Source organism: Pseudomonas sp. BNK-15 (genome assembly GCF_047456105.1).
GTDB classification, from domain to species: Bacteria; Pseudomonadota; Gammaproteobacteria; order Pseudomonadales; family Pseudomonadaceae; genus Aquipseudomonas; species Aquipseudomonas putida_E.
Map to the genome: position 1 here is coordinate 2,990,503 of NZ_CP179898.1, position 26,122 is coordinate 3,016,624.

Here is a 26,122-nt window from a genome sequence, read left to right on the forward strand (position 1 = left end):
CCCTCAGGGCTGCTCGGTTGCCGAGTTCTCCACCGGTGCCTGTTTCCCGCGGCCCGCTTCCTGTCGCCATTGCAAGGCGATCAGGATCAAGGTCGGTACACCCAGCAGGGCGGTGATCAGGAAGAAGTCGTGATAACCGAACTTCTCGACAATCACCCCCGAATAGCCGCCGATCAGGCGTGGCAACAGCAGCATGATCGAGCTGAGCAGGGCATATTGCGTGGCCGAGAACTTCAGGTTGGTCAGGCTCGACAGGTAGGCGACGAATGCCGATGTCGCCAGGCCCGAGCTGAAGTTGTCCAGCGAAATGGTGACCACCAGCATCTGAAGATTTGGCCCCATGTCGGCCAGCATCAGGAACAGGATGTTGGTACCCGCCGAGGCCGCACCGCCGATGAACAGGATCGGCAGTATGCCGAAGCGCACGATCAGCAGCCCACCTGCACCTGCGCCCACCAAAGTCATGATCAGGCCGAAGATCTTGCTGACGCTGGCAATCTGGTCCTTGGTGAAGCCCATGTCGATGTAGAACACGTTCGCCATGACGCCCATCACCGTGTCCGACATCCGATAGGTGGCGATCAGGCCCAGCAGCAGCAGGGCCTGCCAGCGATAGCGGGTGATGAAGTCGTTGACTGGCGTCAGCACTGGCGCCAGGCCGCGACGGCCCATGCTCGACAGGCACGCCCAACTCAGCAGCACATAAAGGATAAGACGCAGGAAGGCGCGGTCTTCGAGCAGCAGGTCCAGTGGTGTGGCATCGCCGAAGATGACGCTGGCCCAGTCGGTGTTGAACAGCTGGGTGAAGCTAGCCGGTACCGACACCAGCAGGATGATCAGCACAAACACCGAGGCCAACTGGTGAATAAGCCCATAGCGCGCTGCCGACAACTGGGTGCGCAATGGTACGGGAGGTTCGCGCATCACCAGCGTGGTGAACAGCGCAGGCAGCATCATCACGCCGAACAGTACGTAAGTGCCGGCCCAGGCCTTGTGCAGGTAGCTGAAACCGGTGGAGCCGAACCATTCGGCAAAGAACAGGGCGCCAGCAGTGGCGAGCAGCGCAGCGATCCGGTAACCGGCCATGTAGCTTGCGGCCAGGGCGGCCTGGCGTTGATCGTCGGCAATCTCCAGGCGATAGGCATCGACAGCGATGTCCTGGGTGGCAGACGCGAACGCGACCAGCACGGCCAAAGCGATGAGCCACGACAGATGTTGCTGAGGGTCACACAGGCTCATGCCCACCAGGCCGATCACCACCAGTGCCTGTGACAGCAACAGCCACGAGCGCCGGCGACCCAGCCCACCCAGCAGCGGCAACCGCCATTGATCGAGCAGCGGCGACCATACCCATTTGAAGGCATAGGCCAGGCCGATCAGGCTGGCATAGCCAATGGTTTCGCGCGCCACGCCAGCTTCGCGCAGCCACACCGACAGGGTCGAAAACACCAGCATGTAGGGCAGACCGGCAGCAAAGCCGAGCAGCAGAAGCACCAGGGTTGACGGGCTGGCATAGGCAGCGAGCGCAGCGCGCCAGGTTTTACGGGGCATGGGCCAACATCTGCCTCAAGTTTGCGAAAACAAAACGCGCACTCTAACCGCTGTGCTCCATTGGGCGCCAGCCATGGCGCATCATATCCACACGATTATTGGCTACATTCACGCCCTCCGCACGCAGCCGCGCCCTTTGTTCATCTCCCGAGGGAGTCCCCAGCGCCAGGCTCAGACGACCGCCGGCACCCAGTACACGGTGCCACGGCAGACGGGTGTCCGCAGGAAGCTGGCCGAGGGCCTTTCCAACCCAACGCGCCGCTCGGCCAAGGCCCGCCAATTCGGCGAGCTGGCCGTAGCTGACCACCTTGCCTGCTGGCACCTGGCCCAGCACTGAATAAAGCGCCGTTCGTCGGGCCTCGGGCGTCTGCAGCGCGTACTCATGTGCCTCAGACATCGCGGCAGCCCTGGCCTGAAGTGAAACCGGACCAGTGGTCACGGCAAATGCGTATTGAACTCAACGCCATAGTGGGGGGTCTTTCCTTGCTCTGGTCGTCCGCATCCGGATAATGCCCGGCTCATTCGTCTAATCGAACCTGTATTTCGCTTATGCATTCTAGATCCTTGCTGTGCCTGTTGACCGCTTCCCTGTGCGCTGCTCCTGCGTTCGCCGACACCGTGTGGATGAAGAACGGTGACCGCTTGAGCGGCAAGATTCGGGTCTTCGATGGTGGCAAGCTGCTGCTGGAAACCCCATACGGTGGTTCTATTTCGCTGGACTGGAAGCAGGTCCAGACCCTGGAGAGCGACCAGGAGCTGCTGGTCAAGCAGGACGCCTACAACGGCGAGCGGGCCAAGTCGTTGAAGGCCGCCGAGCCTGGCAAGGTGACCCTGGCCAACGGTGAGACGCCCAAGACTGTAGAGCTTGCCAGCATCGAGCAGATCATGAAGCCCAAGCCTGTGGTCGAGGACCTGGTCTGGAAAGGCAATATCGATGCCGCGCTGGACTACCAGCGTGCCGAGAACGATACCGACGACTATGACATCGGTTTCAAGACCACGGCCCGTCATGGCCGTTGGCGGCACAACGCCGAAGGCGAGTACAACCGCGAGACCAAGGACGACGTCACCACGACCAACAACTGGAGCGCAGAGTATGCGCTCGATCGCTTCATCACCGAGAAATGGTTCTGGCAGGGGCGTCTTGAGTACAAGCGGGATCACATCGAGGATCTGGCGCGTCAGCGCACCGTGGGTACCGGCCCCGGTTACCAGTTCTGGGATGACGAACTGGGTGCGTTCTCGCTCGGTTCACTGATCAACCGCACCGACTTCGAGTATCAGAATGGCGGCAAGGACAACTTCTATTCGGCGGCGGTGAAGTGGGACTACACCCGTTACCTGATCGGCAAGAATGTCCAGCTGTTCACCAACGGTGAGTTCGCCAAGCCGCTGGGGGGCGTTGCCGACTATTCGCTGGATGCCGAGGTGGGGCTGCGCTACAAAGTGACCGAATGGGCCTCGCTCAATCTCAAGGCAGAAAAAGACATCATCACCGGCACGCGTGAGAGTGATCTGGACAAGACGCGCTATACCGCAGGCTTTGGCGTGACCTGGTAGGGGTCAGCTTCAAGCTGCAAGCTAAAAGCGAGTGGCATGGCGCCTCGCTCCTGCTTTTTCTTGCAGCTTGAAGCTTGAAGCTTGAAGCTTACAGGTAGCTTGCAACCCAATAGCCACCTGTCGAGGAGTCAGACGTGAGTCAGAAGGCCATCCGCCCCGCCCGGGAACTGCTGCTCAAGGAGTACCGCGGTGTACTCTCGACCCATTCCAAGTCCATGCCTGGCTTCCCTTTCGGTTCTGTGGTGCCTTATTGCCTGGATGCCGAGGGCAACCCGCTGATCCTCATCAGCCGCATCGCCCAGCACACCCACAACCTGCAGAAAGACCCCAAGTGCTCCTTGCTGGTGGGGGAGCGGGAAGCCGAGGACGTGCAGGCCGTTGGCCGCCTGACGATCATGGCCGAGGCGCACAAGCTGGTCGATGAGGCTGCCGTCGACGCCGCTGCCGAGCGCTATTACCGTTACTTCCCCGATGCCGCCAACTATCACAAGGCGCACGATTTCGACTTCTGGGTGCTGCAGCCGGTGCGCCATCGTTACATAGGTGGCTTCGGGGCGATCCACTGGCTCGATCAGGTGACGTTGGCCAACCCCTTCGCCGGCAAGGCGGAGGCCAGCATGATCGAGCACATGAACAGCGATCATGCCAACGCCATCGCCCACTACGTCGAATTGAGCGACCTGCCGCGTAGCGCGCCAGCGCAGATGGTCGGCATCGACAGCGAAGGCATGCACCTGCGCATAGGCCAAGGTATCCATTGGCTGGCTTTCCCAAGCAATTGCAATACGCCGACACAAGTTCGCGAGGCCTTGGTTTTACTGGCGCGCGCCGACCAATGGCCGGCCGCGACAGAAGTCGAAGCTTGAAAAACCGAGCGCACGCATCCATCTGATGGTCTTAAAGGAAGATAGTCTTCCGTCGAGGAATCCTTGATGCGTGTTTTTCTACTGCTGTTTCTGCTTTTCCCTGTGCTGGAGTTGTTCGTCTTCGTCAAGGTCAGCTCAGCCATCGGTTTCTTCCCGGCGCTGCTGTTGATCATCGCAGGTTCCGCCTTGGGTGTGCTGGTGATGCGTGTGGCCGGCCTGGCCACCGCCTTGCGTGCCCGTGAAAGCCTGCAGCGTGGCGAACTGCCCGCCGAGGACATGTTCCAGGGCATGATGCTGGCGGTGGGCGGTGGCCTCCTGCTGCTCCCGGGCTTCATCAGTGACGTGCTGGGCCTGCTCTGCCTGTTGCCCTTCACCCGCCATCTGGCCGCACGCAAGATGCGACAGCGTGCCGAGGCCCAGGCCATGCGCCAGCGCGCGTTCCAGGACGACCCCTCTCAGGCACAGCCGCGCGACAGCGGCCATCGGCCCAATGTGATCGAAGGCGAATACGAACGTCGCGACAAGTAGACATCCCCGGGGCCGCTTTGCGGCCCCAAGCTTTTCTGCTCGTTGAAAAATTTTCTGCAGCAAGCCTTGTAATTGATCATGCCGGCCTCATGTATGTGGTCACCGCAAGGTTTCTGGTGGCAACGCCAGACAATACACAGGTGGTTCGCCCGTCGCGGGCCACCCCCGGCAACGCCGGACCGCATCAACCCGCCGGTGTCGACACCGGCCGATGAAAACCACAAATTGGGAGAGATCGACAATGAAGCTTCGTCCTCTGCATGACCGCGTAGTCATCCGTCGCAGCGAAGAAGAATCGAAAACCGCTGGCGGTATCGTCCTGCCGGGTTCGGCCGCTGAAAAACCAAACCGTGGCGAAGTTGTCGCCGTCGGCACCGGTCGCATCCTGGACAACGGCGAAGTACGTGCGCTGGCCGTCAAAGTGGGTGACAAAGTGGTTTTCGGCCCTTACTCGGGCAGCAACACCGTGAAAGTCGATGGCGAAGACCTGCTGGTAATGAGCGAGAACGAAATCCTCGCCGTTGTCGAAGGCTGATTTCCCCGACTTCCCGTTACTCCAAAGAATTTCAAGGATTAAACGATCATGGCTGCTAAAGACGTAAAATTCGGCGATTCCGCCCGTAAAAAAATGCTGGTTGGCGTCAACGTTCTGGCTGACGCGGTAAAAGCGACCCTGGGCCCGAAAGGCCGCAACGTGGTCCTGGCCAAGAGCTTCGGCGCGCCGACCATCACCAAGGACGGCGTTTCCGTCGCCAAAGAAATCGAACTCAAAGACGCCTTCGAAAACATGGGCGCCCAACTGGTCAAGGAAGTCGCTTCCAAGGCCAACGATGCTGCCGGTGACGGCACCACCACCGCGACCGTTCTGGCTCAGGCCATCGTCAACGAAGGCCTGAAGGCCGTCGCTGCCGGCATGAACCCGATGGACCTCAAGCGCGGCATCGACAAGGCCACCGCTGCCGTCGTCGCCGAGCTGAAAAACCTGTCCAAGCCATGCGCCGACTCCAAGGCCATCGCTCAGGTTGGCACCATCTCCGCCAACTCCGACAACTCCATCGGCGAAATCATCGCTGAAGCCATGGAAAAAGTCGGCAAAGAAGGCGTGATCACCGTTGAAGAAGGTTCGGGCCTGGAAAACGAACTGTCCGTCGTAGAAGGCATGCAGTTCGACCGCGGCTACCTGTCGCCGTACTTCGTCAACAAGCCGGACACCATGGTTGCCGAGCTGGAAGGCCCGCTGCTGCTGCTGGTCGACAAGAAAATCTCCAACATCCGTGAGCTGCTGCCAGTTCTGGAAGCCGTTGCCAAGGCCGGCCGCCCACTGCTGATCGTTGCTGAAGACGTCGAAGGCGAAGCCCTGGCTACCCTGGTCGTCAACAACATGCGCGGCATCGTCAAGGTTGCTGCAGTCAAGGCACCAGGTTTTGGCGACCGTCGCAAGGCCATGCTGCAGGACATCGCCGTCCTGACCGGCGGCCAGGTCATCTCCGAAGAAATCGGCCTGACCCTGGAAACCACCACCCTGGAGCACCTGGGTAACGCCAAGCGCGTCATCCTGTCCAAGGAAAACACCACCATCATCGACGGTGCTGGCGTGGACGCCGACATCGAAGCACGCGTCAAGCAGATCCGTGCCCAGATCGAAGAGACCTCTTCGGACTACGACCGTGAGAAGCTGCAAGAGCGCCTGGCCAAGCTGGCTGGCGGTGTTGCCGTGATCAAGGTCGGTGCTGGCACCGAAGTTGAAATGAAAGAGAAGAAAGCCCGCGTTGAAGACGCCCTGCACGCTACCCGTGCAGCCGTCGAAGAAGGCGTGGTGCCTGGCGGTGGTGTTGCTCTGGTTCGCGCCCTGGGCGCCATTGTCGACCTCAAAGGTGACAACGAAGACCAGAACGTCGGTATCGCCCTGCTGCGTCGCGCTGTTGAAGCGCCGCTGCGCCAGATCACTGCCAACGCCGGCGACGAGCCAAGCGTTGTGGCCGACAAGGTCAAGCAAGGTTCGGGCAACTACGGCTACAACGCCGCTACTGGCGAATACGGCGACATGATCGAGATGGGTATCCTTGACCCAGCCAAGGTCACCCGTTCGGCCCTGCAAGCAGCTGCTTCGATCGGCGGTCTGATGATCACCACCGAAGCCATGGTTGCCGACCTGCCGGAAGACAAGCCAGCTGGCGGCATGCCAGACATGGGCGGCATGGGCGGTATGGGCGGCATGATGTAAGCCAGCCTCACCCCCTGTAACAGGAAAAGCCCCGGTTCGTGAGAACCGGGGCTTTTTCGTTTGCGTCAACTTCGTTGAATTTCCACCAGCACTGGCACTGTCCGTGCGATGGCCTTAAGCTGCGCCTGCCGCGCACCATAGCGAAGCGCCGCACAGGAGAACCCGATGCGCATTCTTTTGGTTGAAGACAACCGCGATATCCTTGCCAACCTGGCTGATTATCTGGGCATGAAGGGCTATACCGTCGACTGCGCCCAGGACGGCCTGTCAGGTCTGCACCTGGCTGCCACTGAGCACTACGACCTGATCGTGCTCGATATCATGCTGCCTGGAATCGACGGTTACACCCTGTGCAAGCGCCTGCGCGAGGATGCCCGTCGCGATACGCCGGTGATCATGCTGACCGCCCGCGACCAACTCGACGACCGCCTGCAGGGCTTCCGCTCCGGCGCCGACGATTACCTGCTCAAACCGTTCGCCCTGTCCGAACTCGCTGCGCGCATCGAAGCCGTGCTGCGCCGCGCCCAGGGCGGCGGGCGACGTACCCTGCAGGTTGCCGACCTGAGTTACGACCTGGACACCCTCGAAGTCACTCGCCAGGGGCGCTTGCTCAAGCTCAACCCTGTCGGCCTCAAGCTGCTCGCGGTGCTGATGCAGAAAAGCCCCCACGTGTTGCGCCGCGAGGTACTGGAAGAGGCGCTGTGGGGTGATGATTGCCCCGACAGCGACAGCTTGCGCAGCCATGTACACCAGCTGCGCCAAGTAATCGACAAACCGTTCGAAAAGCCGTTGCTGCATACCGTCCATGGCGTCGGCTATCGCCTCGCCGAGGGTCGCGATGGAGTTTAAGCAAAGCCTGGCGCAGCGCATCATCATCGCGTTTGCGCTGATGAGCGCGCTGGTGGCTGGGGCGTTCGCCTTCGGTATCGTCGCCACTGTCCACCTGGTTGAAGAGCGCTTGATCTCCTCGGTGCTGGGCGGCGACCTGCAGCGCCTGTTGCGCATGGACAGCATCAGTGACTGGAGCCATCGGCCGCGCCCTGACCAGCTGTTCTACTTCAGCGGTGGGCGCGATGACTTCGAGCTGCCAAAAGATTTGCGCCACCTCGATGCAGGCTTTCATGAGGTATTTCGCGACCAGCTTTCCTACCACGCAATGGTGGAAATCGTAGACGGCCGACGTTATGTATTGCTGCAGGACCAAAGCGATTTCGAAGAGCGCGAGCGGGTACTGTTCGCCGTCGTCATGGTGGGCTTCGTGCTCAGCCTGGTACTGGCGGTGTTCCTCGGCTGGCTGCTGGCACGGCGAGTGATGGCACCGGTGATCCGCCTGGCGCGGCAAGTACGCCATCGTGATCAGCTTCTTGGCCTGGCACCGCCCTTGGCACCCGATTACGCAGCCGATGAAGTTGGCCAGCTAGCGGTGGCATTCGACGATACCCTTGGCCGTTTGCGCGATGCACTGACCCGCGAGCGTCTGTTCACCAGTGATGTCAGCCACGAATTGCGCACGCCGCTGATGGTGCTGGCCACCTCTTGCGAGCTGTTGATCGAAAACCCCAATCTGGATAGCCGCTCACGCAGCCAGGTCGAACGCATCGCCCGGGCCACCGAAGAAATGCGTGAGTTGGTCAAAACCTTCCTGATGCTCGCCCGTGCCCAGCGCGACCAAGGTGCCGTGGCCTCCCAGGCGACGCTGCGCGAGGTGGCCGACGATCTGATAGGCGTATGGCGCGACACCATCGAGCAGAAAGGGCTGACGCTGTACTTCGATGGCCGCGTCAGTGCAGGCCCGCTGCTTTACAACGCGACGTTCCTGCAATCGGTGATGGGCAACCTGTTGCGCAACGCTGCGCACTACACCGACAGTGGTTACATCCGCCTGAGTCTTGAAGCCAATGGGTTCAGCGTCGAGGACAGCGGGGTCGGCATTCCGGAGGAGCAGCGCGAGGCGATGTTCAAACCGTTCGTGCGTGGTGATGAGCGACGCGGCGAAGGTCTGGGGCTTGGCTTATCGCTGGTACAACGGATCTGTGACGACCAGGGTTGGCGCGTTACGCTGACTTCTACCGCCCCCCATGGTTGCCGTTTTCAGGTGGACTTGAGCCAAGGCGCTGAAAAGTCCGATCCGTTAAAGCTTTGCGAGTAAATTACTGGGCTATATTCCTTTAGGGATAACACTTTTTTCACATTGGCATGACCTGTTTCCTACGCAGTGTTACTTAAGGTACATGCAATGGAGCCAGGAGATGCCCAATGCGTAGCCCGATCAAACTCGAATTTTCCAAGAAGTACGACCAGCAACATGCTCGGGAGTATTTCCTCAAGCACCAGGATGGTCTGGCACGTCGCCTTTCCCACAAGCGCGATGAGCAATTGGCCCGTCGAGCCTTGGCGCTGGCCGGAGAACCGGGGTTGGTGCTGGATCTGCCTTGCGGCGCGGGCCGTTTCTGGCCACTGCTGGCAGAAAAACCCAACAGGGTAATCATTGGTGCCGACAATTCCGAGGCGATGATCGAGACTGCCTGTGCCGCACAACCGCCAGAGGTGGTAGCGCGGGTACGCCCTTTGCAAACGTCAGCGTTCGCCATCGACTTGCCGGACAACTCGGTCGACAGCATTTTTTGCATGCGCTTGTTTCACCACATCGGTGAGGCAGCCCACAGAAAAACGATTCTTTCGGAGTTTCAAAGGGTTAGCCGTGACAGCGTAATCCTGTCATTGTGGGTGGACGGAAACTTCAAGGCCTGGCGGCGTCAAAAGCTCGAGCAACGGCGCAGTGCCAAAGCCGAGCCGGGCAGTTACCAGAATCGTTTCGTGTTACCGGCAGAGACAGTCGAAGAAGAATTCAAGGCCGCCGGCTTCAGGATCCAGGAACGCCTCGATTTCCTGCCGTTCTATGCCATGTGGCGGGTCTATGTATTACGTAAGGGGTAGTGTTTGATGGCTGTAGCCCAGAGCGGGGAGTCACGCTTCGATTATTACTGGCGTCAGCAGGGCGAATGGGTCGAGGAACCCAACCAGCGCCGCGGTGGTGAAAGTGGCGTGCAACGCCTCAACGATGCCGATGGCAAGTTGCTGTATGCCAAGCGCCAGGTCGGGCACATCTACCGCAGCCTGTTGCACCCCTTCGGCAGGCCGACGGTGCTGCGTGAGCTCGACGCGCTGAACAGCTTCGAGCAACTGGGCGTGCGTGTCCCGCGCATCGTATTTTGTGGGGCCGAGCGCGATGCCGACCACCAATGGCGTGCGCTGCTGGTCAGCGAAGCGCTCGATGGTTTCATCGAACTCGATGCCTGGCATGCCCAAGGTGCGCGCGAGCACTACCCGCAAGTGGTACATGAACGCATGCTCAAGGAGTTGGCTGACAACCTGGCCCGCATGCACCTGGGCCACTGGCAGCATGGCTGCCTGTATGGCAAGCACGTATTCGTCAAAGTGATCGGCGAGGGCGAACAGGCCCGTGTTGAAGTGGCATTGCTCGATCTGGAGAAGTGCCGCCGCCGTATCAGCTGCCAGCGCGCGGCGGGCAATGACCTGCGTCAGTTGCGCCGCCATTCGTCGCTCAATGACGCGGAATGGCAATCGTTGCTCTACTTTTACCAGATGGCGTTTGGCAGCGCTGTCAAAGGGTTAGGGCAATGAAACTAGAAATCGCTCGAGCATTGTTTCTGATAGCGGGTCTGGCTGTGACCACCGTGGCGGTAGCGGCGTGGGAAGAGCCACGGCCCAGAGTGTTCAGCAAGGCTGAACAGGCAGAACAATGCGCGTTGCCCAGGGACGTGAAGCAGCAGGTCCAGGCCCAGCCGGACCAGGATTTGCTGTTGCTTCTGTTCGGGCTGCGGCAGGGCTTGCGGCCTGCAGGCTGACCTGCTTTGAGCACAAGAGGCCCCGCTATTGCGGGGCCTTTGCTTTCTGTAGTTGGCCCGCTCAGGCTACGACAGGTTCCGTCGCCGCTGTCTTGTGCGCCAACAGGGTGTAAATGCACGGCAGCACAAACAAGGTAAACAACGTCCCGATCGACATCCCCGTCGCAATCACCGTACCGATGTCAAAGCGGCTCACTGCCCCGGCCCCGGTCGCCAGAATCAGCGGCACCATGCCAAATACCATTGCGGCGGTGGTCATCAGCACCGGGCGTAGACGAATGGCCGCAGCTTCCTCGATCGCCTCCCTTGCGCTCAGCCCTTTTTCCTCACGCAACTGGTTGGCGAACTCGACGATCAGGATACCGTGCTTGCTGATCAGCCCGATCAGCGTCACCAACCCGACCTGGGTATAGATGTTCATGCTGGAAACACCCAGGAATAGCGGCAACAGCGCCCCGCAGATCGACAGCGGTACCGTCACCAGAATCACCAGCGGGTCGCGGAAGCTTTCAAACTGTGCCGCCAGTACCAGGAAGATGATCGCCAACGCCAGGCCGAAGGTCACCCACAGCGCGCTGCCTTCCTGTATGTACTGCCGTGCCGCGCCGGCATAGTCGAAGGAGAACCCTTCCGGCGCCTGCTCGGCAGCAATATCCCGCACTGTCTGCAAGGCTTCGCCGATGCTGACCAAAGGCACGCCCTGGATGATTGCCGAGTTCAGTTGCTGGAACTGGTTGAGCTGGCGTGGACGCGCTCGGTCGCTAAGGGTGATCAGTGTGGACAGTGGCAGCAGTTGGCCCTGGTCGTTCTTGACGTAATAGCTGTTGAGCCAGCCGGCGTTGTCGCGGTAGGGCCGTTCGACCTGGGCGATGACTTTGTAGCTGCGGCCTTCGAGGGTGAAACGGTTGATTTCCCCCTCGCCCAGCAAGGTCGCCAAGGTGCCGCCAAGGACGTCCATGGATACACCCATCTGTGCAGCCTTGGCGCGGTCGATGTCGACTACCACTTCGGGCTTGTCGAACGCCAGGTCGATGTCGAGGAAGGCAAATTTGCCCGATGCCTGGGCGCGTTCCTTGACCCCTTGGGCAACCTCCAGCAGCGCCGGGTAATCACCTGCGGTATTGATGACGAACTGGAACGGCAGGCCTTCGCCGGTCCCCGGCAGTGACGGCAGGTTGAAGCCGAAGATCTGCAGGCCGCTGATGTTGTCGAGTTTGGCCTGTACCAGGGGCAGCAACTCCATTTGCGTGCGGTCGCGCTCGTTCCAGGGCTTGAGCAGGAAACCGCCGATGCCGCTCTGCACACCGTTGAATCCGTTGATCTGGAACGACGAGTAGTATTCGGGGAAGGCCTTGAACAGTGGGGTGAACTGGTCGGTGTAGGCATTGAGGTAGTCGAGGTTGGCTGGTTGTGGCGAGCTGCTGATCATGAAGATGACCCCCTGATCTTCGTTCGGTGCCAGCTCGTTCTGGGTGAACTTGAGCAGCACCGGGATCAGGCACAGGATGATCACGGCGAACACCAGCACCACCGGGCGGCTGTCCAGGGTGGTGTGCAGCAGGCGCTGGTAGCGGCCCTTGATCCGCTCGAACAGCACGTCAAGGCGATGGGCCAGGCCGCTGGCATTCTGCTCACGACGCAATAGCAGGGCACACATCATCGGCGACAGGGTCAGGGCGACGACGCCCGAGATGATCACCGCCCCTGCCAAGGTCAGGGCGAACTCCTTGAACAAGGCGCCGGTGAGCCCGGTCAGGAAGCCGATCGGTGCGTATACCGCGGCCAGGGTGATGGTCATCGACACCACTGGCATGGCGATTTCCCGCGCACCTTCCAGCGCCGCGTCCACCGGTGACTTGCCTTCCTCCATGTGCCGGTGGATGTTTTCCACCACGACGATGGCATCGTCCACCACCAGGCCGATGGCCAGCACCATTGCCAGCAGGGTCAGCAGGTTGAGCGAATAGCCCATCATCTGCATGAAGAACAGCACCCCGATCATCGACAGTGGGATGGTCACTACCGGGATCAGTACCGAGCGCAGCGCGCCGAGGAATAAGAACACCACCACGATGACGATCAGCACCGCTTCGCCAAGGGTCTTGACCACTTCGTCGATCGAGGCCTGGATGAACAGCGTGGCGTCATAGGCAATCGACCCCTTGAGCGCGGACGGCAACTGGCTTTGCAGCTCCGGCATGATGCGGCGTACTTCCTTGATCACCTCCAGCGGGTTGGCGGCCGGGGTGGCCTTGATGCCGATGTAGACCGAAGGCGTGCCATCGAACGAGCTGACCGTGTCGTAATTTTCCGCGCCCATCTCGACCCGTGCCACATCACCGAGCAATACACGGCTGTCGCCGGAGGTCTTGAGCGGCAATGCGGCAAAAGCCTCGGCCGACTTCAGTTCGGTGTTGGCGTTGATGCTGGTGACCACGTATTCGCCCTTCACCTCACCAGCGGCGGCGAGAAAGTTGTAACGGCGTACGGCGCTGGTCACGTCGGTGGCGGCAAGGCCGAACGCTGCCAGTTTGACCGGGTCGATCCAGATGCGCATGGCGAACACCTGGTTGCCGAGGATCTCTGCCTCGGCCATGCCCGGCAAGATTGCAAGTTTCGGCTGGATGACCCGTGACAGGTAGTCGGTGATCTGCGGGTTGCTCATTTCCTTGCTGTAAAAGCTGATGTACATCAGCGCCGAGGCATCTGCGGCTTCTTTGCTCAGTACCGGGTCTTCTGCGTCTTGCGGCAACTGGTTGCGCACTTCGTTGGCCTTGGCCAGCAACTCGGTGAACAGGCGGTCGCTGTCGGCGCCGATGCGCGCATAGATGGAGATGATCGAGAAGTTCTGCCGGCTCACCGAGGTCATGTAGTCGATGCCTTCGGCGCTGGCCAGGCTCTGCTGCAGCGGTTGGGTGATGTAGCCCTGAATGGTTTCTGCGTTGGCGCCGGGGTAGGCCGTGGTCACCGTGATCAGGGCGTTTTCCATCTGCGGGTACTGGCGGATCTGCAGCTTGTTCCAGGCCTGGAAACCCAGCAGCAGGATCAGCAGGCTGACCACGCTGGCCAGCACCGGGCGGCGGATGAACGGGTCGGTGAACGCCATGCCTGCCTCCTAGTCAGTCCGCGCGTGGGGCGCCTTGTTCGGGTTCGAGCGCTGCGTCCTGGCCGATGCGGATCGCCGCGCCAGGGCTCAGCTTGAGCTGGCCGGCGGTGACCACCTGTTCGCCCGCTGCGAGCCCTTTGCTGACCACCACCACGCCGTCGCGCCGCTCGCCGGTCTGCACGCTGCGCTGTTCGGCGCTGAGCTGCGGCCGGCCACTGTCGTCCCGCTCGGGATTACCGTCCTTGTCTTTCTTCGGCGTGGCGACATACACGGAATTGCCATACAGCGTGTAGGTGATGGCGCTTTCGGGCACTACCACCTGTGGGCGCGGGTCAGGCAGCAGCACCAGCAGGTTGGCGAACATGCCCGGCAGCAGCTTGCCATCCGGGTTGGCCATTGTCGCGCGCACCAGCAGGTTGCGCGTGCTCTCTTCAACCTTGGGGTTGATGGCGCTGAGGCTGGCAGGGAAGGTCTGGCCAGGGTAGGCCGCCACCTGCACCTGTACCTGCTGGCCGAGGCTCAGCTGTGGCAGTGCCTGCTCCGGTACATTGAAATCGACGTAAAGGCTGGAGAGGTCCTGCAGGGTAGCGATCACAGAGCCGGCCGCCAGGTAGTCACCCACATCCACCTGGCGGATGCCGATCGTGCCGCTGAACGGGGCACTGATGCTCTTCTTGGTTTTTGCGGCCTTGAGCTGGTCGACCACCGCCTGGTTGCGCCGGTATTGGGCAGTGAGGCGATCATATTCGCCGCGGGAGATGGCCGAATCACCCACCAGCTGGCTGCCGCGGCCGAAGTCCACTTTGGCCAACCCCAGGTCGGCCTGGGCAGTCCCCAGCAGGGCGGTTTCCTGATCGTCATTGAGCTTGAGCAGCAGTTGCCCGGCCTTGACCTTCTGACCGGAGTCGAAGTGCAGGGATTGAACGATGCCTTCCACCTCCAGGCTCAGCTCGACACCCTGCAGGGCCTTGAGGCTGCCGACGGCGGGCAGGCGCTGCTGCCACTCGCGCTGCTCGGCCATGGCCACCGCCACGGTGATGGGAGGCTTGGGGGCAGTGAACACCTGGATCTGCCGGTAGATCGAGAAGGCCTTGTAGCCCCCCAGGGCCAGCACGATCAGCAGAACGACGGCCAACATGATGAGCATGCGGCGGCGCAGCATAAGTCCGGTTCCTTGGATGCGAGGTTGTTATTGGTTTTGACACGACAACGGGCGGTCCTGCCCACGTGCGGATGGGGGAAGTATTGACTGTTTTTCGATTGAGGGGAAATGGATTGCGCCCCCGTAGGGGCGCGCAGGCCTGATCAGGCCAGGTGCAGGTGGTTGTCCCAGAAACCGGAAGGCAAATCCATCGGCTGGCCGATCAATTCCTGCTTGCGGCAATCATAGAACCGGCAACGCCCTTGCCCGGACGTCACGACAAAACCATCCTTCACCGCGCCCACCCCGGCACAGTCCGGCATCGGCGCATCCAGCCTGACTGCGCCACTGTCCAGGTCCCAGACGAACAGGCGGTTGGCCCGCGGCGCCGTCAGTGCCACCAGGCGCAGGTCGCTGTGGATGGCGACGCTGGCAGTGTACTGGGCCATGGCTTGCAGCTGGCGCTCTGGCACCGGGAAGGCCTTGAACGGCTCGCCTGGGCGCTTGATTGCCAGCAGCTCGGCGGTTTCATCGGCATCGCCCATGAACTGCTGGCAGGCGGCGATGGTGCCATCGCTGCCCACTGCCAGGTGGCGCACGCTGTTCATTTGCTGGGCCAGGGTTTCCTTGCTCAGCAACGTGCCGTCGCGCTGCATCAGTACCAGGCTCGGCTCCATGGCATTGAGGTTCATCTCGACCCGGCTTTCGGCCTCGGTGCGGATACCGCCATTGGCCACGACCAGAGTCTCGCCATCGGGCAGCCATGCCACTTCATGCGGGCCGATGCCGTGGGTGGGGATCTCGCCGGTGTGAACCAGGCGTTCACCCTCGAAGCGGTACACGCCCAGTACGCCACGCCCTGGATCGGTGGTGTCGTTCTCGGTGGCATACAGCCATTCGCCGCCTTTATGAATCACGGCGTGGCCGTAAAAGTGCCGGTCAGGCTGCGACGAGACGGTCTGCAACAAGCGCCCGTCGCGCAGGTCGATCAGGTAGCTTTCGGTACCGGGACGGCGTGCGACGAACAGGGCGATCGGCAGCTCTGGATGGTTGATGATGGCATGGCAACGCTGGGCCACCTGGGTGCTGAACACCCGGGTGCCGTCCAGGCGGAACCCGACGGCATAGTGCTTGCCGTCGCCATCGTCACGCGCCGACAGCAGCAAAGGATCGCTGCCTTTGTTGCGCATCAGGCTCCAGCCCCCCAAGGTCAGGGCGCTGAGCAGAACGCTACCGATTTTGAGTGCCTGGCGTCGCAGCATGATCAGTCACCGTCGTTGGCATTGAAGCCCAGCTGGATGTTCAACGCCTTGGCCAGTTCGCCTTCGTGCAGGCGGTGAACGACGTTGAGGCTGTCGTAGATCTGGTTGAGGCGCTGCATGCCATCTTCGTCAGCCAGCAACTCGCCCAAGGTCTTCTGGTTATCGGTCAGTAGTTTGACCGAGGTGGCGTAGGCGTCGTCGATCTTTTGCGCCAGGGCTTTCTGGTCGCTGCCCAGCAAGCCGCGCAGGCCTTGGTTGTCGACCCCGACCCAGACCGCCTGGGCGGCCTTGAGGCTGGCTTCCAGGCTTTTCAGCGAGGCGTGGCTGCGCCAGGCTTCGGCCTGCAGTGGCTGCGCAATGCCTTTGCTCTGGCGGCCCATCGGTGCGCCGAGCTTCTTTTTCAGGGTGTCCAGCGCAGTCACCTGCGCACGCAACAGGTCGGCGATCGCCTCGTGCGAGTCGGCATAGCGCTGGTTGGGGAACTTGGTCATCTGCGAGAGCATGCCGTCGGTGCTGTTCCAGCCTTTGAGGATCTCTTCAGCCAAGGCCTTCTGGTGCTCACCGATGGCGACCAGCAGCGGGCAGTATCGGGCTTTCTGTTCGGCGGTGGCGACATCCGGCTTGCTGTCGAACAGGATGTATTCGTAGGCCGACAGGCCGCGCACCACGACGCTGGACTTGCCCAGGGTCTGGGCGTCGATCGGCTTGTCGCCATTGACCAGTTGCTCGACCTGGCGACCGACCAGGTTCTTCTTGTCGGGCCAGAACTGCACCTGCCAGGCGCGGTTGCCCTCGGCCAGCGGGCCGACCAGCAGTGGCTGCAGCTCGGCCCAGGCTTTTTGCGCGTTGAGGAAATCGGCGCGAGCGCTGTCCAGGCTCTCTTTGCCTTCGCAGTAGGCCAGGGCACTGGCGGCCAGCTGGCGGTCGGCTTCGACCCAGCGGCTGTAGGTGGGCAGGATCACCTGCTTGGCGATGGCGGCGGAGGTCACGGCCTGCGGGTCTTGCGGTGAACAGGCACCGAGGGCGAGTGCGGCGAGGCTGGTGAACAACAGTTTGGGTCGGAACATGCCCGGCTCCTTGCGCTTTTAAAGTGAGTTCAGGAAAGCCAGCAGCGCAGCGCGCTGCTCGGCATTGAAAGTCAGAACATGGTCGCGCGCTGCCTGCGCTTCGCCGCCGTGCCAGAGCACGGCCTCGAGCAGGTTGCGGGCGCGGCCGTCATGCAGGTACTGGGTGTGGCCACTGACCGCTGGACTCAGGCCGATGCCCCACAGCGGCGGGGTTCGCCAGTCTTGGCCGTTGGCGGCAAATTCGGTGCGATCGTCGGCAAGGCCCGGGCCCATGTCGTGCAGCAGCAGGTCGCTGTAGGGGCGGATCACTTGCCCGGCCAGCTCTGGCTCGGGGGCGTCGGCGGCAGTGGTGAACTGCGGGGTGTGGCATCCCTGGCAGCCGGCCTGATAGAACAGGTTCTTGCCGGCCAGCACTTGCGGGGCGCCGACATCGCGCCGGGCTGGCACGCCCAGGTTGCGGGTGTAAAAGGTGACCAGGCGCAGGATGTTGTCGCTGACTTCCTTTTCGCCGTCGGTGCCGTCGCCATTGGGGGCTGCAAGGCAATCGCGCTGCGCCGGGGTGCAGTCGTCCCGGGGCTGCAGGGTGCTGGTCAAGCCCATGTCACCGGCAAAGGCGTGCACGTTCTGCTGGTTGACGTTCGGTTGCCCGGCCTTCCAGCCAAAGCGACCGACCACGGTCTTGCTCTGGGCGTCGTCCCAAACCCGGTTGGCCCGGCCGCGAATACCGTCGCGGTTGCGATCATCGGGGTCTTCGTTGGCCAGAATCTGAGCTTCGGGGATGGCTTCGAGCAGGCCCAGGCCGATCATGGGCGGTGCCACGCGTGCAGAGAACCGGGTGTCAGGGTGCATCGGCCCATAGCCGAGCTGGGTGATTTGCAGGGTAGGGCGACGCAGTTCGACCTTATGGCCGTCGTTGAAGCTGACGGTCTGGTTGTCGTAAGTCACGCGCACCTTGCCTTCCGGGGCCACACCAGGGTTGGCCATGTCCTGCAACTGGGTGCCATAGACAGGCTCCGGGACCACGCCCAGGCGCTCGATTTCTTTTGCCAGGTAAGGCTGGTCGGGGATCGACAGGCGCACCAGCATCGACACCGCGTTGCTGTCGCCAGGCTCTGGCGGATGGCCACGGCCGTCGCGTACGTGGCAGTTCTGACAGGCGTTGGTGTTGAACAGTGGGCCCAGGCCATCGCGTGCAGTGGTGGTGGACGGGGCGATCACCCAGGGGTTGCGGAAAAAGCTGTTGCCTACGGCAAAGTCCAGGCGGCGCTCGGGCGACAGGTTGGCCGAGGGCAGGGAAAAGGCATTGCGGTCGTTGCGCTGGACAGTCGCCTGGCCACCGGACAGCGCTTCGCCAGGCTCTGCCTGAGTGAAACGCGGGGCGTCGTCACAGGCGGCAAGGGCGAGGGCCAGCAGCGGAGGGGAGAGTCGGGACAGCGACAAGGACATGCAAAATCCTGGGCGTAGGCGAAAAACCGGCGTGCAAGCTTAGCAGGCTGAGAATGTTTGAATAAGAGGAATTTGCAATTGCTGGATGAAACTGCTGTCAGTTTTGGCCCTGCCGCAGGCAAGCCAGCCCTCACAGATACCGCGCAGAACTCAAGAACTGCGCGGCCCCGGTGGGAGCAGGCTTGCCGGCGACGGGCTGCGTAGCAGCCTACTAACGCTAACTGACTGGCGTTAGCCTTTTTTGCCTGCCAATGCCGAATCAGAACTCGTGATCGGCAGTGTCCGGGTTCAGGTTGGCAATGCCCAGCTTGCCCGCAGCCTGCTCGATCGCACCGGTCTGCTTGACCAGGGAGGCAATGGCATCGCGTACGACCTGGTTGCCGGCAGCGTTGTCGGCTGCGATCAGTTGGTCGTAATGCTCGCCTTTGAGCGCGTGGTCGACAATGACCTGAAGCTTCGCCTCGGTCGCTTCCAGGTCGGCCTTGAGGGTAGCGTCGGCAGCCGGGTCGGCCTTGGCCACCAGCGACGACAGGCTTGGGCCGGTCAGCTTGGTACCGTCGGCGCGGGTGTACTCACCCAGGTAGACGTTGCGGATGCCTTTGGCGTCGTAGAAGTGCGAGTAGTGGGTGTTGTCGCTGAAACAGTCCTGTTCGTCTTCCGGCGAATTGGCTTCCAGCGAGACCTTCATGCGCTCGCCAGCCAGTTCGCCCAGCGACAGGCTGCCCATGCCGAACAGCATCTTGCGCAGGCCGTCGGTGGCAGGCTCGGCTTCCAGCGTGGCGCGGTAGTTGTCGGCGACGTTCGGGGCCCAGTTGCCGACCATTTCTTCGAGGTCCTTGACCAGCAGCTCGGTGACCGACTTCAGGTAGGCGCGGCGACGCTCGTTGTGGCCGCCGGTGGCGCCTTTACCTTCGAGGTAGTCCGAAGCAGGGCGGTTGCCTGCGCCCGGGCCGGTACCGTTGAGGTCCTGGCCCCAGAGCAGGAATTCGATGGCGTGGTAACCAGTGGCGACGTTGGCTTCGGAGCCGCCCAGTTCGTTCAGGCTGGCCAGTTTCTCAGGGGTGATGTCCTTGACATCGACCTTCTCCTCACCGACCTGGATTTCGGTGTTGGCAATGATGTTCGAGCTGGCAGCCGGGTTGCCCAGCGCATGTTCGTAGCTCTTGTCGACGTAGTCGATCAGGCCTTCGTCAAGCGGCCAGGCGTTCACCTGGCCTTCCCAGTCGTCGATGATCGTGTTGCCGAAGCGGAAGGCTTCGCTCTGCAGGTACGGTACGCGCGCTGCAGCCCAGGCTTCTTTGGCAGCTTTGAGGGTGTCGTCGTTGGGGTTGGCGAGGAATGCATCGATGGCTGTTTGCAGGGACTTGGCCGTGCTCAGCGAGTCGCTGTAAACGGCGTAGACCATCTCGGTGTAATGCTTGACCACGGCCTTGCCGGCCGCTTCGTCGACAGCAGCCGGTGCTGCGGCGGCGGTGCTCGCGGCGGCAGGTGCCGCAGCTTGCGGGGCGGCGGCCTTCTCGTCCTTGCTTTCACCGCAACCGGCGAGAGCGATGGCGATGGCCAGCAGACTGGCGGAGGCCAGAGGCATACGAATCATTGTTGGTTTCCCTGCGTCGTGTGGTTGGACAGTGCGCCGTGGCACGTAAAACTACAACATCATGCGAAAGATTTGCATTTGCTGTAAAGGGGTGGGGCGCAATTATGTAAATGCCGGTTAAGGCCTGGAACCAACAGGGGCAGGGGTTATAACGCAGAAACCTGATTGCGCTGGGCCTGGCGCAGGAAACTGGTCAGCTCGCGCGCTGACAGTGGCTTGCTGTAGTGATAGCCCTGACCTTCGTGGCAGCCTTGGGCGATGATGTAGGCTTCCTGCTCGGACGTCTCCACGCCCTCGGCGATCACCTGCATGCCCAGGCTTTTGCCCAACTGGATGATCGCCCGAACGATGGTGGCATCGTCATCGTCGTCCAGCAGGTCCTGGACGAAGCTCTTGTCGATCTTGATCTTGTCCAGTGGCAGCGACTTGAGGTAGCTGAGCGACGAGTAACCGGTGCCGAAGTCGTCGATGGCGATCATCGCACCGGAGCGGCGCAGGCTGAGCAGGTGCTGGGCGGCGGTGCTGATGTCTTCCATCAGGCCGGTCTCGGTCACTTCCAGTTCCAGGCTGCGCGGTGGCAGACGGTAAGCCTGCAGCAGATTGTTGACCACGCGCGGAAGTTCGTTGTGATGCAGTTGCACGGTGGACAGGTTGACTGCCATGCGCAGTTCGCTGAAGCCCAGATCATGCCATTCGCGCAGTTGCCTGCAGGCCTGGTCGAGTACCCACTCGCCGATGGTGATGATGTTGCCGTTCTGTTCGGCCAGCGGGATGAACTGGTCCGGCGGGACCATGCCAAGTTCAGGATGCTGCCAGCGCAGCAAGGCTTCGACGCCGACCACGCGGTGATCGCGGTAGCTGATCTGCGGCTGGTAGACAAGGAACAACTGGTTGCGCGACAGCGCCTCGCGCAGGTCCTTTTCCAATTCACGGCGTCGACGCATCTCGCTGTCGACGCTGGCGATGTAGAACTGGTAGCGGTTGCGCGAGCGGGCCTTGGCCAAGGTCATGGTCTGCTCGGCCTTTTGCAGCAGCTTCTCGGTGCTGTCGCCGTCTTCGGGGAACAGGGTGATGCCGATGGTGGCGCGCAGGCGAATCTGCTGGTGATCCAGGTCGAACGGTGCTTCCAGGTCATCGAGGATGCTCTGCGCCAGTTCTGCGGCCTCGTAGGGCTGTTCGATAGTGGCCTGCACCAGGGCGAACTGGTCGCCACCCAGGCGTGCCAGCGCCCCCAGGCGGCCACTGTGGGCGCGCAGGCGGTCCGCCAGGGCGAGCAGCAACTGGTCGCCGACCTGATAGCTGAACTGCTCGTTTATGCCTTTGAAGTCGTCCAGGCCCACGCACAGTACGGCGACGCGATGCTGCAGGCGGGCGCCGTCTATAAGGATCTTGTCGAGCTGTGCCTGTAGCTGCTGGCGGTTCGGCAGGCCGGTCAGGAAGTCGTATTGGGCCATGCGTTGCAGGCTGTTTTCGGCTTCGTGGCGCAGATGGGTATTGCGCTCGATCGAGGCCAGCAGCTGGTTGGCGGTGTTGACCCAGATGCCCAGTTCGTTTTTTTCATGGCCTTTGAGCAGCGGAATCTGGTGCTGGCTGGGGCGGTCAGGGTTGATCTGGGTGAGGTGCTCGATGATTTTCGACAGCGGTTTGGTCAGCAGCCAGTGGTAGACCAGGTACAGCACCAGGCCCATGGCCAGGGCGCGCAGCACGCCGGAAATGAAGATGATGATGGCGTTGAGCAGGAAGCCTTCACCGTAGGCGGCAGTGTCCAGGGTGATGCTCAGGTCACCGTAGTACTCGCTGTAGGGGCCGCGGCCGACCAACTGAGTGGTGTAGGTGCGTTCCTGGCCAAGGAGCAGGTCGGTCAACCAGCGTACGGGAGAGTCCTGCAGCGGGCGGGACTTTTCGGCGAGCATGGTTTCATTGGGGTGGCCGATGGAAGCCTGGCGTACAGACTCGTCCTGGAACAGGCCTTCCATGACCTGCATGCCCATTTCCCGATCAAGGCTGTAGACCGCCTGGGTCGAGGGATCGCGAAACATGTCGAGGATGCGCTGGGCGTCGCTGTCGACGGTCTGACGGGTCTTGTAGGTGTCATAGACGATCTGCGCGCAGCTAAGAACGACACCGACCGCCAGCGCCGAAAGGAGCACGACCCTGAGCAACTTGACCGATAAGCTGTTCCGCAATTCCAGCTTCAATGGGGGTTTCCTTAATCCATGCGCATGACATCATTTTGCCATTAACCTTGGCGATACACTATCGGCCGGTGGAGCTGCCCTGAGCAGTGTATCGGTTGCCTGACCCTGCAACTTGAGTGCGCTGTAGCGAACTTTCAGACGTTTGATGTTAGCGCGCTCTGCGGGGGGAGCAAGAGCCGCCGGGAAAACTGTTCGTTGGGAGCCTGTGATGCCGGCACCGGCCATAAAAAAACCCGGCGCATGGCCGGGTTTTCAGTTCAAGGCGCAAGATCAGGCCTTGAAGGTCTTGCCTTCGAACTGCTCGGCAACGAAGGCCCAGTTGACCAGGTTCCAGAATGCTTCTACGTACTTCGGACGCAGGTTGCGGTAGTCGATGTAGTAGGCGTGTTCCCAGACGTCGCAGGTCAGCAGCGGGGTGTCGCCGCTGGTCAGCGGGCAGCCGGCACCGATGGTGCTGGCCAGGGCCAGGGAGCCGTCGGCCTTCTTGACCAGCCAGCCCCAGCCGGAACCGAAGGTGCCAACCGAAGTCTTGGTGAACTCTTCCTTGAACTTGTCGAAGGAACCGAATGCGGCGTTGATGGCTTCAGCCAGCGCACCGGTAGGCTGGCCACCACCGTTTGGCGACAGGCAGTTCCAGTAGAAGGTGTGGTTCCAGACTTGAGCGGCGTTGTTGAAGATGCCGCCCGAAGAGCTCTTGACGATCTCTTCCAGGGTCTTGCCTTCGAATTCGGTGCCTGGGACCAGGTTGTTCAGGTTCACGACGTAGGTGTTGTGGTGCTTGTCGTGGTGATACTCCAGGGTTTCCTTGGAGATGTGCGGCTGCAGGGCATCGTGGGCGTACGGCAGCGGCGGCAATTCAAAAGCCATGGTGGATCTCCTGATTCAGGTCTAGTTCGCGGTTTGCGCAAGGCCGATCACGGGCGGCCCTATGTGCGTCGGCGAGTTTGTACTCTTTGCGACGCAAGGGCTGGATCATAGCACCAGCCCCGCCGCATAACCACGCAACAAAGATAGGGAATAGAGGTTCCAGAGCGGTTGCCTGCCGCCGACGGGTGGCGCTCCGTTGCAAGCTTGCAGCTCAAGCAAAGATCAGCTGCGCCGCCACGGCGAACATCATCACGGCCACCATCAGGTCGAGCATCCGCCAGGTTGCCGGGCGGGCCAGCCAGGGCGCCAGCCATGCAGCACCGATCGCCAAAGTCGAGAACCATAGCAGCGAAGCGCTGGCGGCCCCTGCCACATAGGCGCCCGGCACGGTCTGCTGTGCGCCCAGCGAGCCGATCAGCAACACGGTGTCCAGGTACACATGGGGGTTCAGGAGGGTAACGGCCAGTGCACTGAGCAGCACCGCACGCCGCGAGCGCATGCCTTGGCCTTGCTGATGCTGCAGGCTCTGTTTGGAGCATGCACTGCGCAGGGCCTTGGCGCCGTACCAGAGCAGAAACACCGCGCCACCCCAGCGTGCAATCGCCAGCAGCGTCGGATTATGCGCCAGCACCGTGGCCAGGCCGAATACACCGGCGGCTACCAGCAGGGCGTCGCAGACGATGCACAGTGCTGCCACCGGCAGGTGATGTTCACGGCGCAGGCTCTGCGCCAGGACGAAGGCGTTCTGTGCGCCAATGGCCATGATCAGGCCGAAGGCCACCAGCATGCCGTTCAGATAGCTTTGCCACATGGCAGATACTCCAGAGAAGATGCTGGCTATTGTGCGGATCCCCCCTGTATAAGAAAAACAAATAGTGCTGATCCGTCATTAGGAAAATCGATGTTCGACTACAAGCTGCTTGCCGCGCTCGCGGCGGTGATCGAGCAAGGTGGTTTCGAACGTGCAGCGCAGGTGCTGGGGCTGTCGCAATCGGCTATCTCACAGCGCATCAAGCTGCTCGAGGCGCGGGTTGGTCAGCCGGTGCTGGTGCGCGCCGCGCCACCGAGCCCGACCGAGGTCGGGCGACAGTTGCTCAACCATGTGCAGCAGGTGCGGCTGCTCGAACGTGACCTGCAGCGTCAGGTACCGGCACTCGATGAAGAGGGCATGCCAGAGCGTCTGCGCATTGCGCTCAACGCTGATAGCCTGGCGACCTGGTGGGCAGCTGCGGTGGGTTCGTTCTGCGCCGAGCAGCAGGTACTCACCGACCTTGTGGTGGAAGACCAGGAGGTTGGCCTGAAGCGCATGCGTGCCGGGGAGGTGGCGGCCTGCCTGTGCGGCAGTGAGCGGCCGGTGGCCGGCGCCCGCAGCATGCCGCTGGGTGCCATGCGCTACCGGGCGCTGGCCAGCCCGGCATTCATGGCGCGCTATTTCCCAATGGGTTTCGAGGCCCGGCGCCTGGCCCGCACGCCGGCGATCGTGTACGGCCCGGACGATTTTCTGCAGCACCGATACCTCGCTTCTCTCGGTATCGAAGATGGCTTCCTGCATCACCTTTGCCCGTCGTCCGAAGGCTTCCTGCGCATGACCGAAGCTGGCCTGGGCTGGGGCCTGGTGCCTGAGTTGCAGGCCCGTGAGCAGTTGAGTAGTGGGCGACTGGTGGAAATTTGTGCCGATACCCCCATCGATGTGCCGCTGTACTGGCATCATTGGCGCAACGGCGGGCAACTGCTCGCGCAACTGACCGAACACCTGCGGCACACGGCACAGCATTGGCTGGTGCCCTTGTAGTGGCGGCTGGCGTCTGTTGCATCTGAAATCTGAGGCGGAGTGTTACATGCGAATTCTGGTCACTGGCGCGAGCGGCTTCATCGGCGGGCGCTTTGCGCGCTTCGCCCTGGAGCAAGGCCTGGATGTGCGGGTCAGCGGCCGGCGCGCCGAGGGCGTCGAGCACCTGGTCAAGCGCGGTGCGCAGTTCATCCCCGGCGACCTCGGTGACGCCGAACTGGCCCGGCGCCTGTGCCAGGGCGTCGAGGCGGTGGTGCATTGCGCGGGGGCGGTGGGCACCTGGGGGCGCTATCAGGATTTTTACCAGGGCAATGTGGTGGTCACCGAGAACGTGGTCGAGGGCTGCTTGAAGGAGCATGTCCGTCGCCTGGTACACCTGTCGTCGCCGTCGATCTACTTCAATGGCCGTTCGCGCCTGGATATCCGCGAAGACCAGGTGCCGCGCCGCTTTCACCATCATTACGCGCAGACCAAATACCTTGCTGAACAAAAGGTTTTCGGCGCCCAGGAGTTCGGGCTCGAAGTTCTGGCCCTGCGCCCGCGCTTTGTAACCGGAGCCGGTGATGCCAGTATTTTCCCGCGGCTGATGCAGATGCAGCGCAAGGGCCGTGTGGCGATCATCGGCAACGGCCTGAACAAAGTCGATTTCACCAGCGTGCACAATCTCAATGAGGCACTGCTTGGCGCGCTGTTCGCCGATGATCGCGCGTTAGGGCAGGCCTACAACATCAGTAATGGTCAACCGTTGCCATTGTGGGATGTGGTCAATTACGTGATGCGCCAGATGCAGTTGCCCCAGGTGACCCGTTATCGCGCCTACGGCCTGGCCTACAGCATGGCGGCGCTGAACGAGGCCGCTTGCATGCTCTGGCCCGGGCGACCCCAGCCCACCCTCACGCGCCTGGGGATGCAAGTGATGAGCCGCGATTTCACCCTGGATATCAGCCGCGCCCGGCAGTACCTGGACTATCAGCCCAAGGTCAGCCTGTGGACGGCGCTGGATGAATTTTGCGCGTGGTGGAAGCACCAGCCCCTTGGCCAGTGAACCAGG

At 61.9% G+C, this 26,122-nt stretch carries 23 protein-coding genes; 12 read left to right on the forward strand and 11 right to left on the reverse strand.

Annotated features, from left to right (window positions below; translation table 11 throughout):
- Positions 1-3: 3 nt before the first annotated feature.
- Positions 4-1,551, reverse strand: coding sequence for an AmpG family muropeptide MFS transporter (locus ACMGF5_RS13650; protein WP_039603670.1), 1,548 nt, complete (start codon positions 1,549-1,551; stop codon positions 4-6).
- Between the two features lie 43 nt (positions 1,552-1,594).
- The gene (locus ACMGF5_RS13655) at positions 1,595-1,948 is read right to left on the reverse strand and encodes an MGMT family protein (RefSeq protein WP_125923885.1); all 354 of its coding nucleotides are present in this window, start codon (positions 1,946-1,948) and stop codon (positions 1,595-1,597) included.
- A gap of 152 nt (positions 1,949-2,100) precedes the next feature.
- Here ACMGF5_RS13655 and ACMGF5_RS13660 point away from each other — a divergent pair, with 152 nt between their 5' ends.
- The 10 genes from ACMGF5_RS13660 (at position 2,101) to ACMGF5_RS13705 (ending at position 10,598) form a co-directional block, all read left to right on the forward strand.
- On the forward strand, positions 2,101-3,111 hold the full coding sequence (locus ACMGF5_RS13660; RefSeq protein WP_046784869.1) for a DUF481 domain-containing protein: 1,011 nt from the start codon (positions 2,101-2,103) through the stop codon (positions 3,109-3,111).
- A gap of 134 nt (positions 3,112-3,245) precedes the next feature.
- Positions 3,246-3,977 (forward strand): HugZ family protein, encoded by a 732-nt coding sequence (locus tag ACMGF5_RS13665; RefSeq protein WP_119688324.1) that lies wholly within the window; start codon positions 3,246-3,248, stop codon positions 3,975-3,977.
- A 66-nt stretch (positions 3,978-4,043) separates the two neighbouring features.
- The gene (locus ACMGF5_RS13670) at positions 4,044-4,505 is read left to right on the forward strand and encodes an FxsA family protein (RefSeq protein WP_115273651.1); all 462 of its coding nucleotides are present in this window, start codon (positions 4,044-4,046) and stop codon (positions 4,503-4,505) included.
- 241 nt (positions 4,506-4,746) lie between these two features.
- Positions 4,747-5,040 (forward strand): co-chaperone GroES, encoded by a 294-nt coding sequence (locus tag ACMGF5_RS13675; RefSeq protein WP_009395550.1) that lies wholly within the window; start codon positions 4,747-4,749, stop codon positions 5,038-5,040.
- Positions 5,041-5,088: 48 nt separating this feature from the next.
- Positions 5,089-6,729, forward strand: coding sequence for a chaperonin GroEL (gene groL, locus ACMGF5_RS13680; protein ID WP_046784872.1), 1,641 nt, complete (start codon positions 5,089-5,091; stop codon positions 6,727-6,729).
- 165 nt (positions 6,730-6,894) lie between these two features.
- A complete protein-coding gene (colR, locus tag ACMGF5_RS13685; protein WP_003255215.1) occupies positions 6,895-7,578 on the forward strand; it encodes a two-component system response regulator ColR in 684 nt (227 codons plus the stop codon).
- Positions 7,568-8,878 carry a sensor histidine kinase gene (locus ACMGF5_RS13690; protein ID WP_046784873.1) on the forward strand — a complete coding sequence of 437 codons (1,311 nt, stop codon included), beginning with the start codon at positions 7,568-7,570 and terminating at the stop codon, positions 8,876-8,878. The genes colR and ACMGF5_RS13690 overlap by 11 nt, the downstream gene beginning before the upstream one ends.
- 107 nt (positions 8,879-8,985) lie before the next feature.
- Positions 8,986-9,666 (forward strand): class I SAM-dependent methyltransferase, encoded by a 681-nt coding sequence (locus tag ACMGF5_RS13695; RefSeq protein ID WP_115273653.1) that lies wholly within the window; start codon positions 8,986-8,988, stop codon positions 9,664-9,666.
- Between the two features lie 6 nt (positions 9,667-9,672).
- Entirely contained in the window at positions 9,673-10,374 is a 702-nt protein-coding gene (locus ACMGF5_RS13700) for a lipopolysaccharide kinase InaA family protein (RefSeq protein WP_046784875.1), read from the forward strand.
- On the forward strand, positions 10,371-10,598 hold the full coding sequence (locus tag ACMGF5_RS13705; protein ID WP_046784876.1) for a hypothetical protein: 228 nt from the start codon (positions 10,371-10,373) through the stop codon (positions 10,596-10,598). Before ACMGF5_RS13700 ends, ACMGF5_RS13705 begins: the two co-directional genes overlap by 4 nt.
- 61 nt (positions 10,599-10,659) lie before the next feature.
- Here ACMGF5_RS13705 and ACMGF5_RS13710 read toward each other — a convergent pair whose 3' ends face one another.
- The 9 genes from ACMGF5_RS13710 to ACMGF5_RS13750 form a co-directional block, all read right to left on the reverse strand.
- Positions 10,660-13,704 carry a multidrug efflux RND transporter permease subunit gene (locus tag ACMGF5_RS13710; protein ID WP_414156877.1) on the reverse strand — a complete coding sequence of 1,015 codons (3,045 nt, stop codon included), beginning with the start codon at positions 13,702-13,704 and terminating at the stop codon, positions 10,660-10,662.
- A gap of 13 nt (positions 13,705-13,717) precedes the next feature.
- Entirely contained in the window at positions 13,718-14,866 is a 1,149-nt protein-coding gene (locus tag ACMGF5_RS13715; RefSeq protein ID WP_115273655.1) for an efflux RND transporter periplasmic adaptor subunit, read from the reverse strand.
- Positions 14,867-15,009: 143 nt separating this feature from the next.
- Positions 15,010-16,107 carry a DUF1513 domain-containing protein gene (locus tag ACMGF5_RS13720; protein ID WP_046784879.1) on the reverse strand — a complete coding sequence of 366 codons (1,098 nt, stop codon included), beginning with the start codon at positions 16,105-16,107 and terminating at the stop codon, positions 15,010-15,012.
- Between the two features lie 2 nt (positions 16,108-16,109).
- Entirely contained in the window at positions 16,110-17,174 is a 1,065-nt protein-coding gene (locus tag ACMGF5_RS13725; RefSeq protein WP_046784880.1) for an imelysin family protein, read from the reverse strand.
- An 18-nt stretch (positions 17,175-17,192) separates the two neighbouring features.
- Positions 17,193-18,620 (reverse strand): di-heme oxidoredictase family protein, encoded by a 1,428-nt coding sequence (locus ACMGF5_RS13730; RefSeq protein WP_119688327.1) that lies wholly within the window; start codon positions 18,618-18,620, stop codon positions 17,193-17,195.
- A gap of 259 nt (positions 18,621-18,879) precedes the next feature.
- Entirely contained in the window at positions 18,880-20,217 is a 1,338-nt protein-coding gene (locus ACMGF5_RS13735; protein ID WP_046784882.1) for an imelysin family protein, read from the reverse strand.
- 146 nt (positions 20,218-20,363) lie between these two features.
- A complete protein-coding gene (locus ACMGF5_RS13740; RefSeq protein ID WP_046784883.1) occupies positions 20,364-22,415 on the reverse strand; it encodes a putative bifunctional diguanylate cyclase/phosphodiesterase in 2,052 nt (683 codons plus the stop codon).
- A gap of 270 nt (positions 22,416-22,685) precedes the next feature.
- Positions 22,686-23,282, reverse strand: coding sequence for a superoxide dismutase (locus ACMGF5_RS13745; RefSeq protein WP_012312902.1), 597 nt, complete (start codon positions 23,280-23,282; stop codon positions 22,686-22,688).
- A gap of 211 nt (positions 23,283-23,493) precedes the next feature.
- Positions 23,494-24,093 carry a LysE/ArgO family amino acid transporter gene (locus ACMGF5_RS13750; protein ID WP_046784884.1) on the reverse strand — a complete coding sequence of 200 codons (600 nt, stop codon included), beginning with the start codon at positions 24,091-24,093 and terminating at the stop codon, positions 23,494-23,496.
- Between the two features lie 90 nt (positions 24,094-24,183).
- Here ACMGF5_RS13750 and ACMGF5_RS13755 point away from each other — a divergent pair, with 90 nt between their 5' ends.
- Positions 24,184-25,074 carry a LysR family transcriptional regulator ArgP gene (locus ACMGF5_RS13755; RefSeq protein WP_046784885.1) on the forward strand — a complete coding sequence of 297 codons (891 nt, stop codon included), beginning with the start codon at positions 24,184-24,186 and terminating at the stop codon, positions 25,072-25,074.
- Between the two features lie 46 nt (positions 25,075-25,120).
- On the forward strand, positions 25,121-26,116 hold the full coding sequence (locus tag ACMGF5_RS13760) for an NAD-dependent epimerase/dehydratase family protein (RefSeq protein WP_119688328.1): 996 nt from the start codon (positions 25,121-25,123) through the stop codon (positions 26,114-26,116).
- Positions 26,117-26,122 lie beyond the last annotated feature (6 nt).

What these genes read in the sequence shown, in the direction of transcription:
- ACMGF5_RS13730 (WP_119688327.1), bottom strand. Translation starts at nt 18,620, where the DNA reads ATGTCCTTGTCGCTGTCCCGACTCTCCCCTCCGCTGCTGGCCCTCGCC.
- ACMGF5_RS13745 (WP_012312902.1), bottom strand. Translation starts at nt 23,282, where the DNA reads ATGGCTTTTGAATTGCCGCCGCTGCCGTACGCCCACGATGCCCTGCAG.
- ACMGF5_RS13650 (WP_039603670.1), bottom strand. Translation starts at nt 1,551, where the DNA reads ATGCCCCGTAAAACCTGGCGCGCTGCGCTCGCTGCCTATGCCAGCCCG.
- ACMGF5_RS13735 (WP_046784882.1), bottom strand. Translation starts at nt 20,217, where the DNA reads ATGATTCGTATGCCTCTGGCCTCCGCCAGTCTGCTGGCCATCGCCATC.
- ACMGF5_RS13705 (WP_046784876.1), top strand. Translation starts at nt 10,371, where the DNA reads ATGAAACTAGAAATCGCTCGAGCATTGTTTCTGATAGCGGGTCTGGCT.
- ACMGF5_RS13710 (WP_414156877.1), bottom strand. Translation starts at nt 13,704, where the DNA reads ATGGCGTTCACCGACCCGTTCATCCGCCGCCCGGTGCTGGCCAGCGTG.
- ACMGF5_RS13750 (WP_046784884.1), bottom strand. Translation starts at nt 24,093, where the DNA reads ATGTGGCAAAGCTATCTGAACGGCATGCTGGTGGCCTTCGGCCTGATC.
- ACMGF5_RS13700 (WP_046784875.1), top strand. Translation starts at nt 9,673, where the DNA reads ATGGCTGTAGCCCAGAGCGGGGAGTCACGCTTCGATTATTACTGGCGT.
- ACMGF5_RS13655 (WP_125923885.1), bottom strand. Translation starts at nt 1,948, where the DNA reads ATGTCTGAGGCACATGAGTACGCGCTGCAGACGCCCGAGGCCCGACGA.
- ACMGF5_RS13675 (WP_009395550.1), top strand. Translation starts at nt 4,747, where the DNA reads ATGAAGCTTCGTCCTCTGCATGACCGCGTAGTCATCCGTCGCAGCGAA.
- ACMGF5_RS13760 (WP_119688328.1), top strand. Translation starts at nt 25,121, where the DNA reads ATGCGAATTCTGGTCACTGGCGCGAGCGGCTTCATCGGCGGGCGCTTT.
- groL (WP_046784872.1), top strand. Translation starts at nt 5,089, where the DNA reads ATGGCTGCTAAAGACGTAAAATTCGGCGATTCCGCCCGTAAAAAAATG.
- colR (WP_003255215.1), top strand. Translation starts at nt 6,895, where the DNA reads ATGCGCATTCTTTTGGTTGAAGACAACCGCGATATCCTTGCCAACCTG.
- ACMGF5_RS13660 (WP_046784869.1), top strand. Translation starts at nt 2,101, where the DNA reads ATGCATTCTAGATCCTTGCTGTGCCTGTTGACCGCTTCCCTGTGCGCT.
- ACMGF5_RS13755 (WP_046784885.1), top strand. Translation starts at nt 24,184, where the DNA reads ATGTTCGACTACAAGCTGCTTGCCGCGCTCGCGGCGGTGATCGAGCAA.
- ACMGF5_RS13725 (WP_046784880.1), bottom strand. Translation starts at nt 17,174, where the DNA reads ATGTTCCGACCCAAACTGTTGTTCACCAGCCTCGCCGCACTCGCCCTC.
- ACMGF5_RS13695 (WP_115273653.1), top strand. Translation starts at nt 8,986, where the DNA reads ATGCGTAGCCCGATCAAACTCGAATTTTCCAAGAAGTACGACCAGCAA.
- ACMGF5_RS13720 (WP_046784879.1), bottom strand. Translation starts at nt 16,107, where the DNA reads ATGCTGCGACGCCAGGCACTCAAAATCGGTAGCGTTCTGCTCAGCGCC.
- ACMGF5_RS13715 (WP_115273655.1), bottom strand. Translation starts at nt 14,866, where the DNA reads ATGCTGCGCCGCCGCATGCTCATCATGTTGGCCGTCGTTCTGCTGATC.
- ACMGF5_RS13670 (WP_115273651.1), top strand. Translation starts at nt 4,044, where the DNA reads ATGCGTGTTTTTCTACTGCTGTTTCTGCTTTTCCCTGTGCTGGAGTTG.
- ACMGF5_RS13690 (WP_046784873.1), top strand. Translation starts at nt 7,568, where the DNA reads ATGGAGTTTAAGCAAAGCCTGGCGCAGCGCATCATCATCGCGTTTGCG.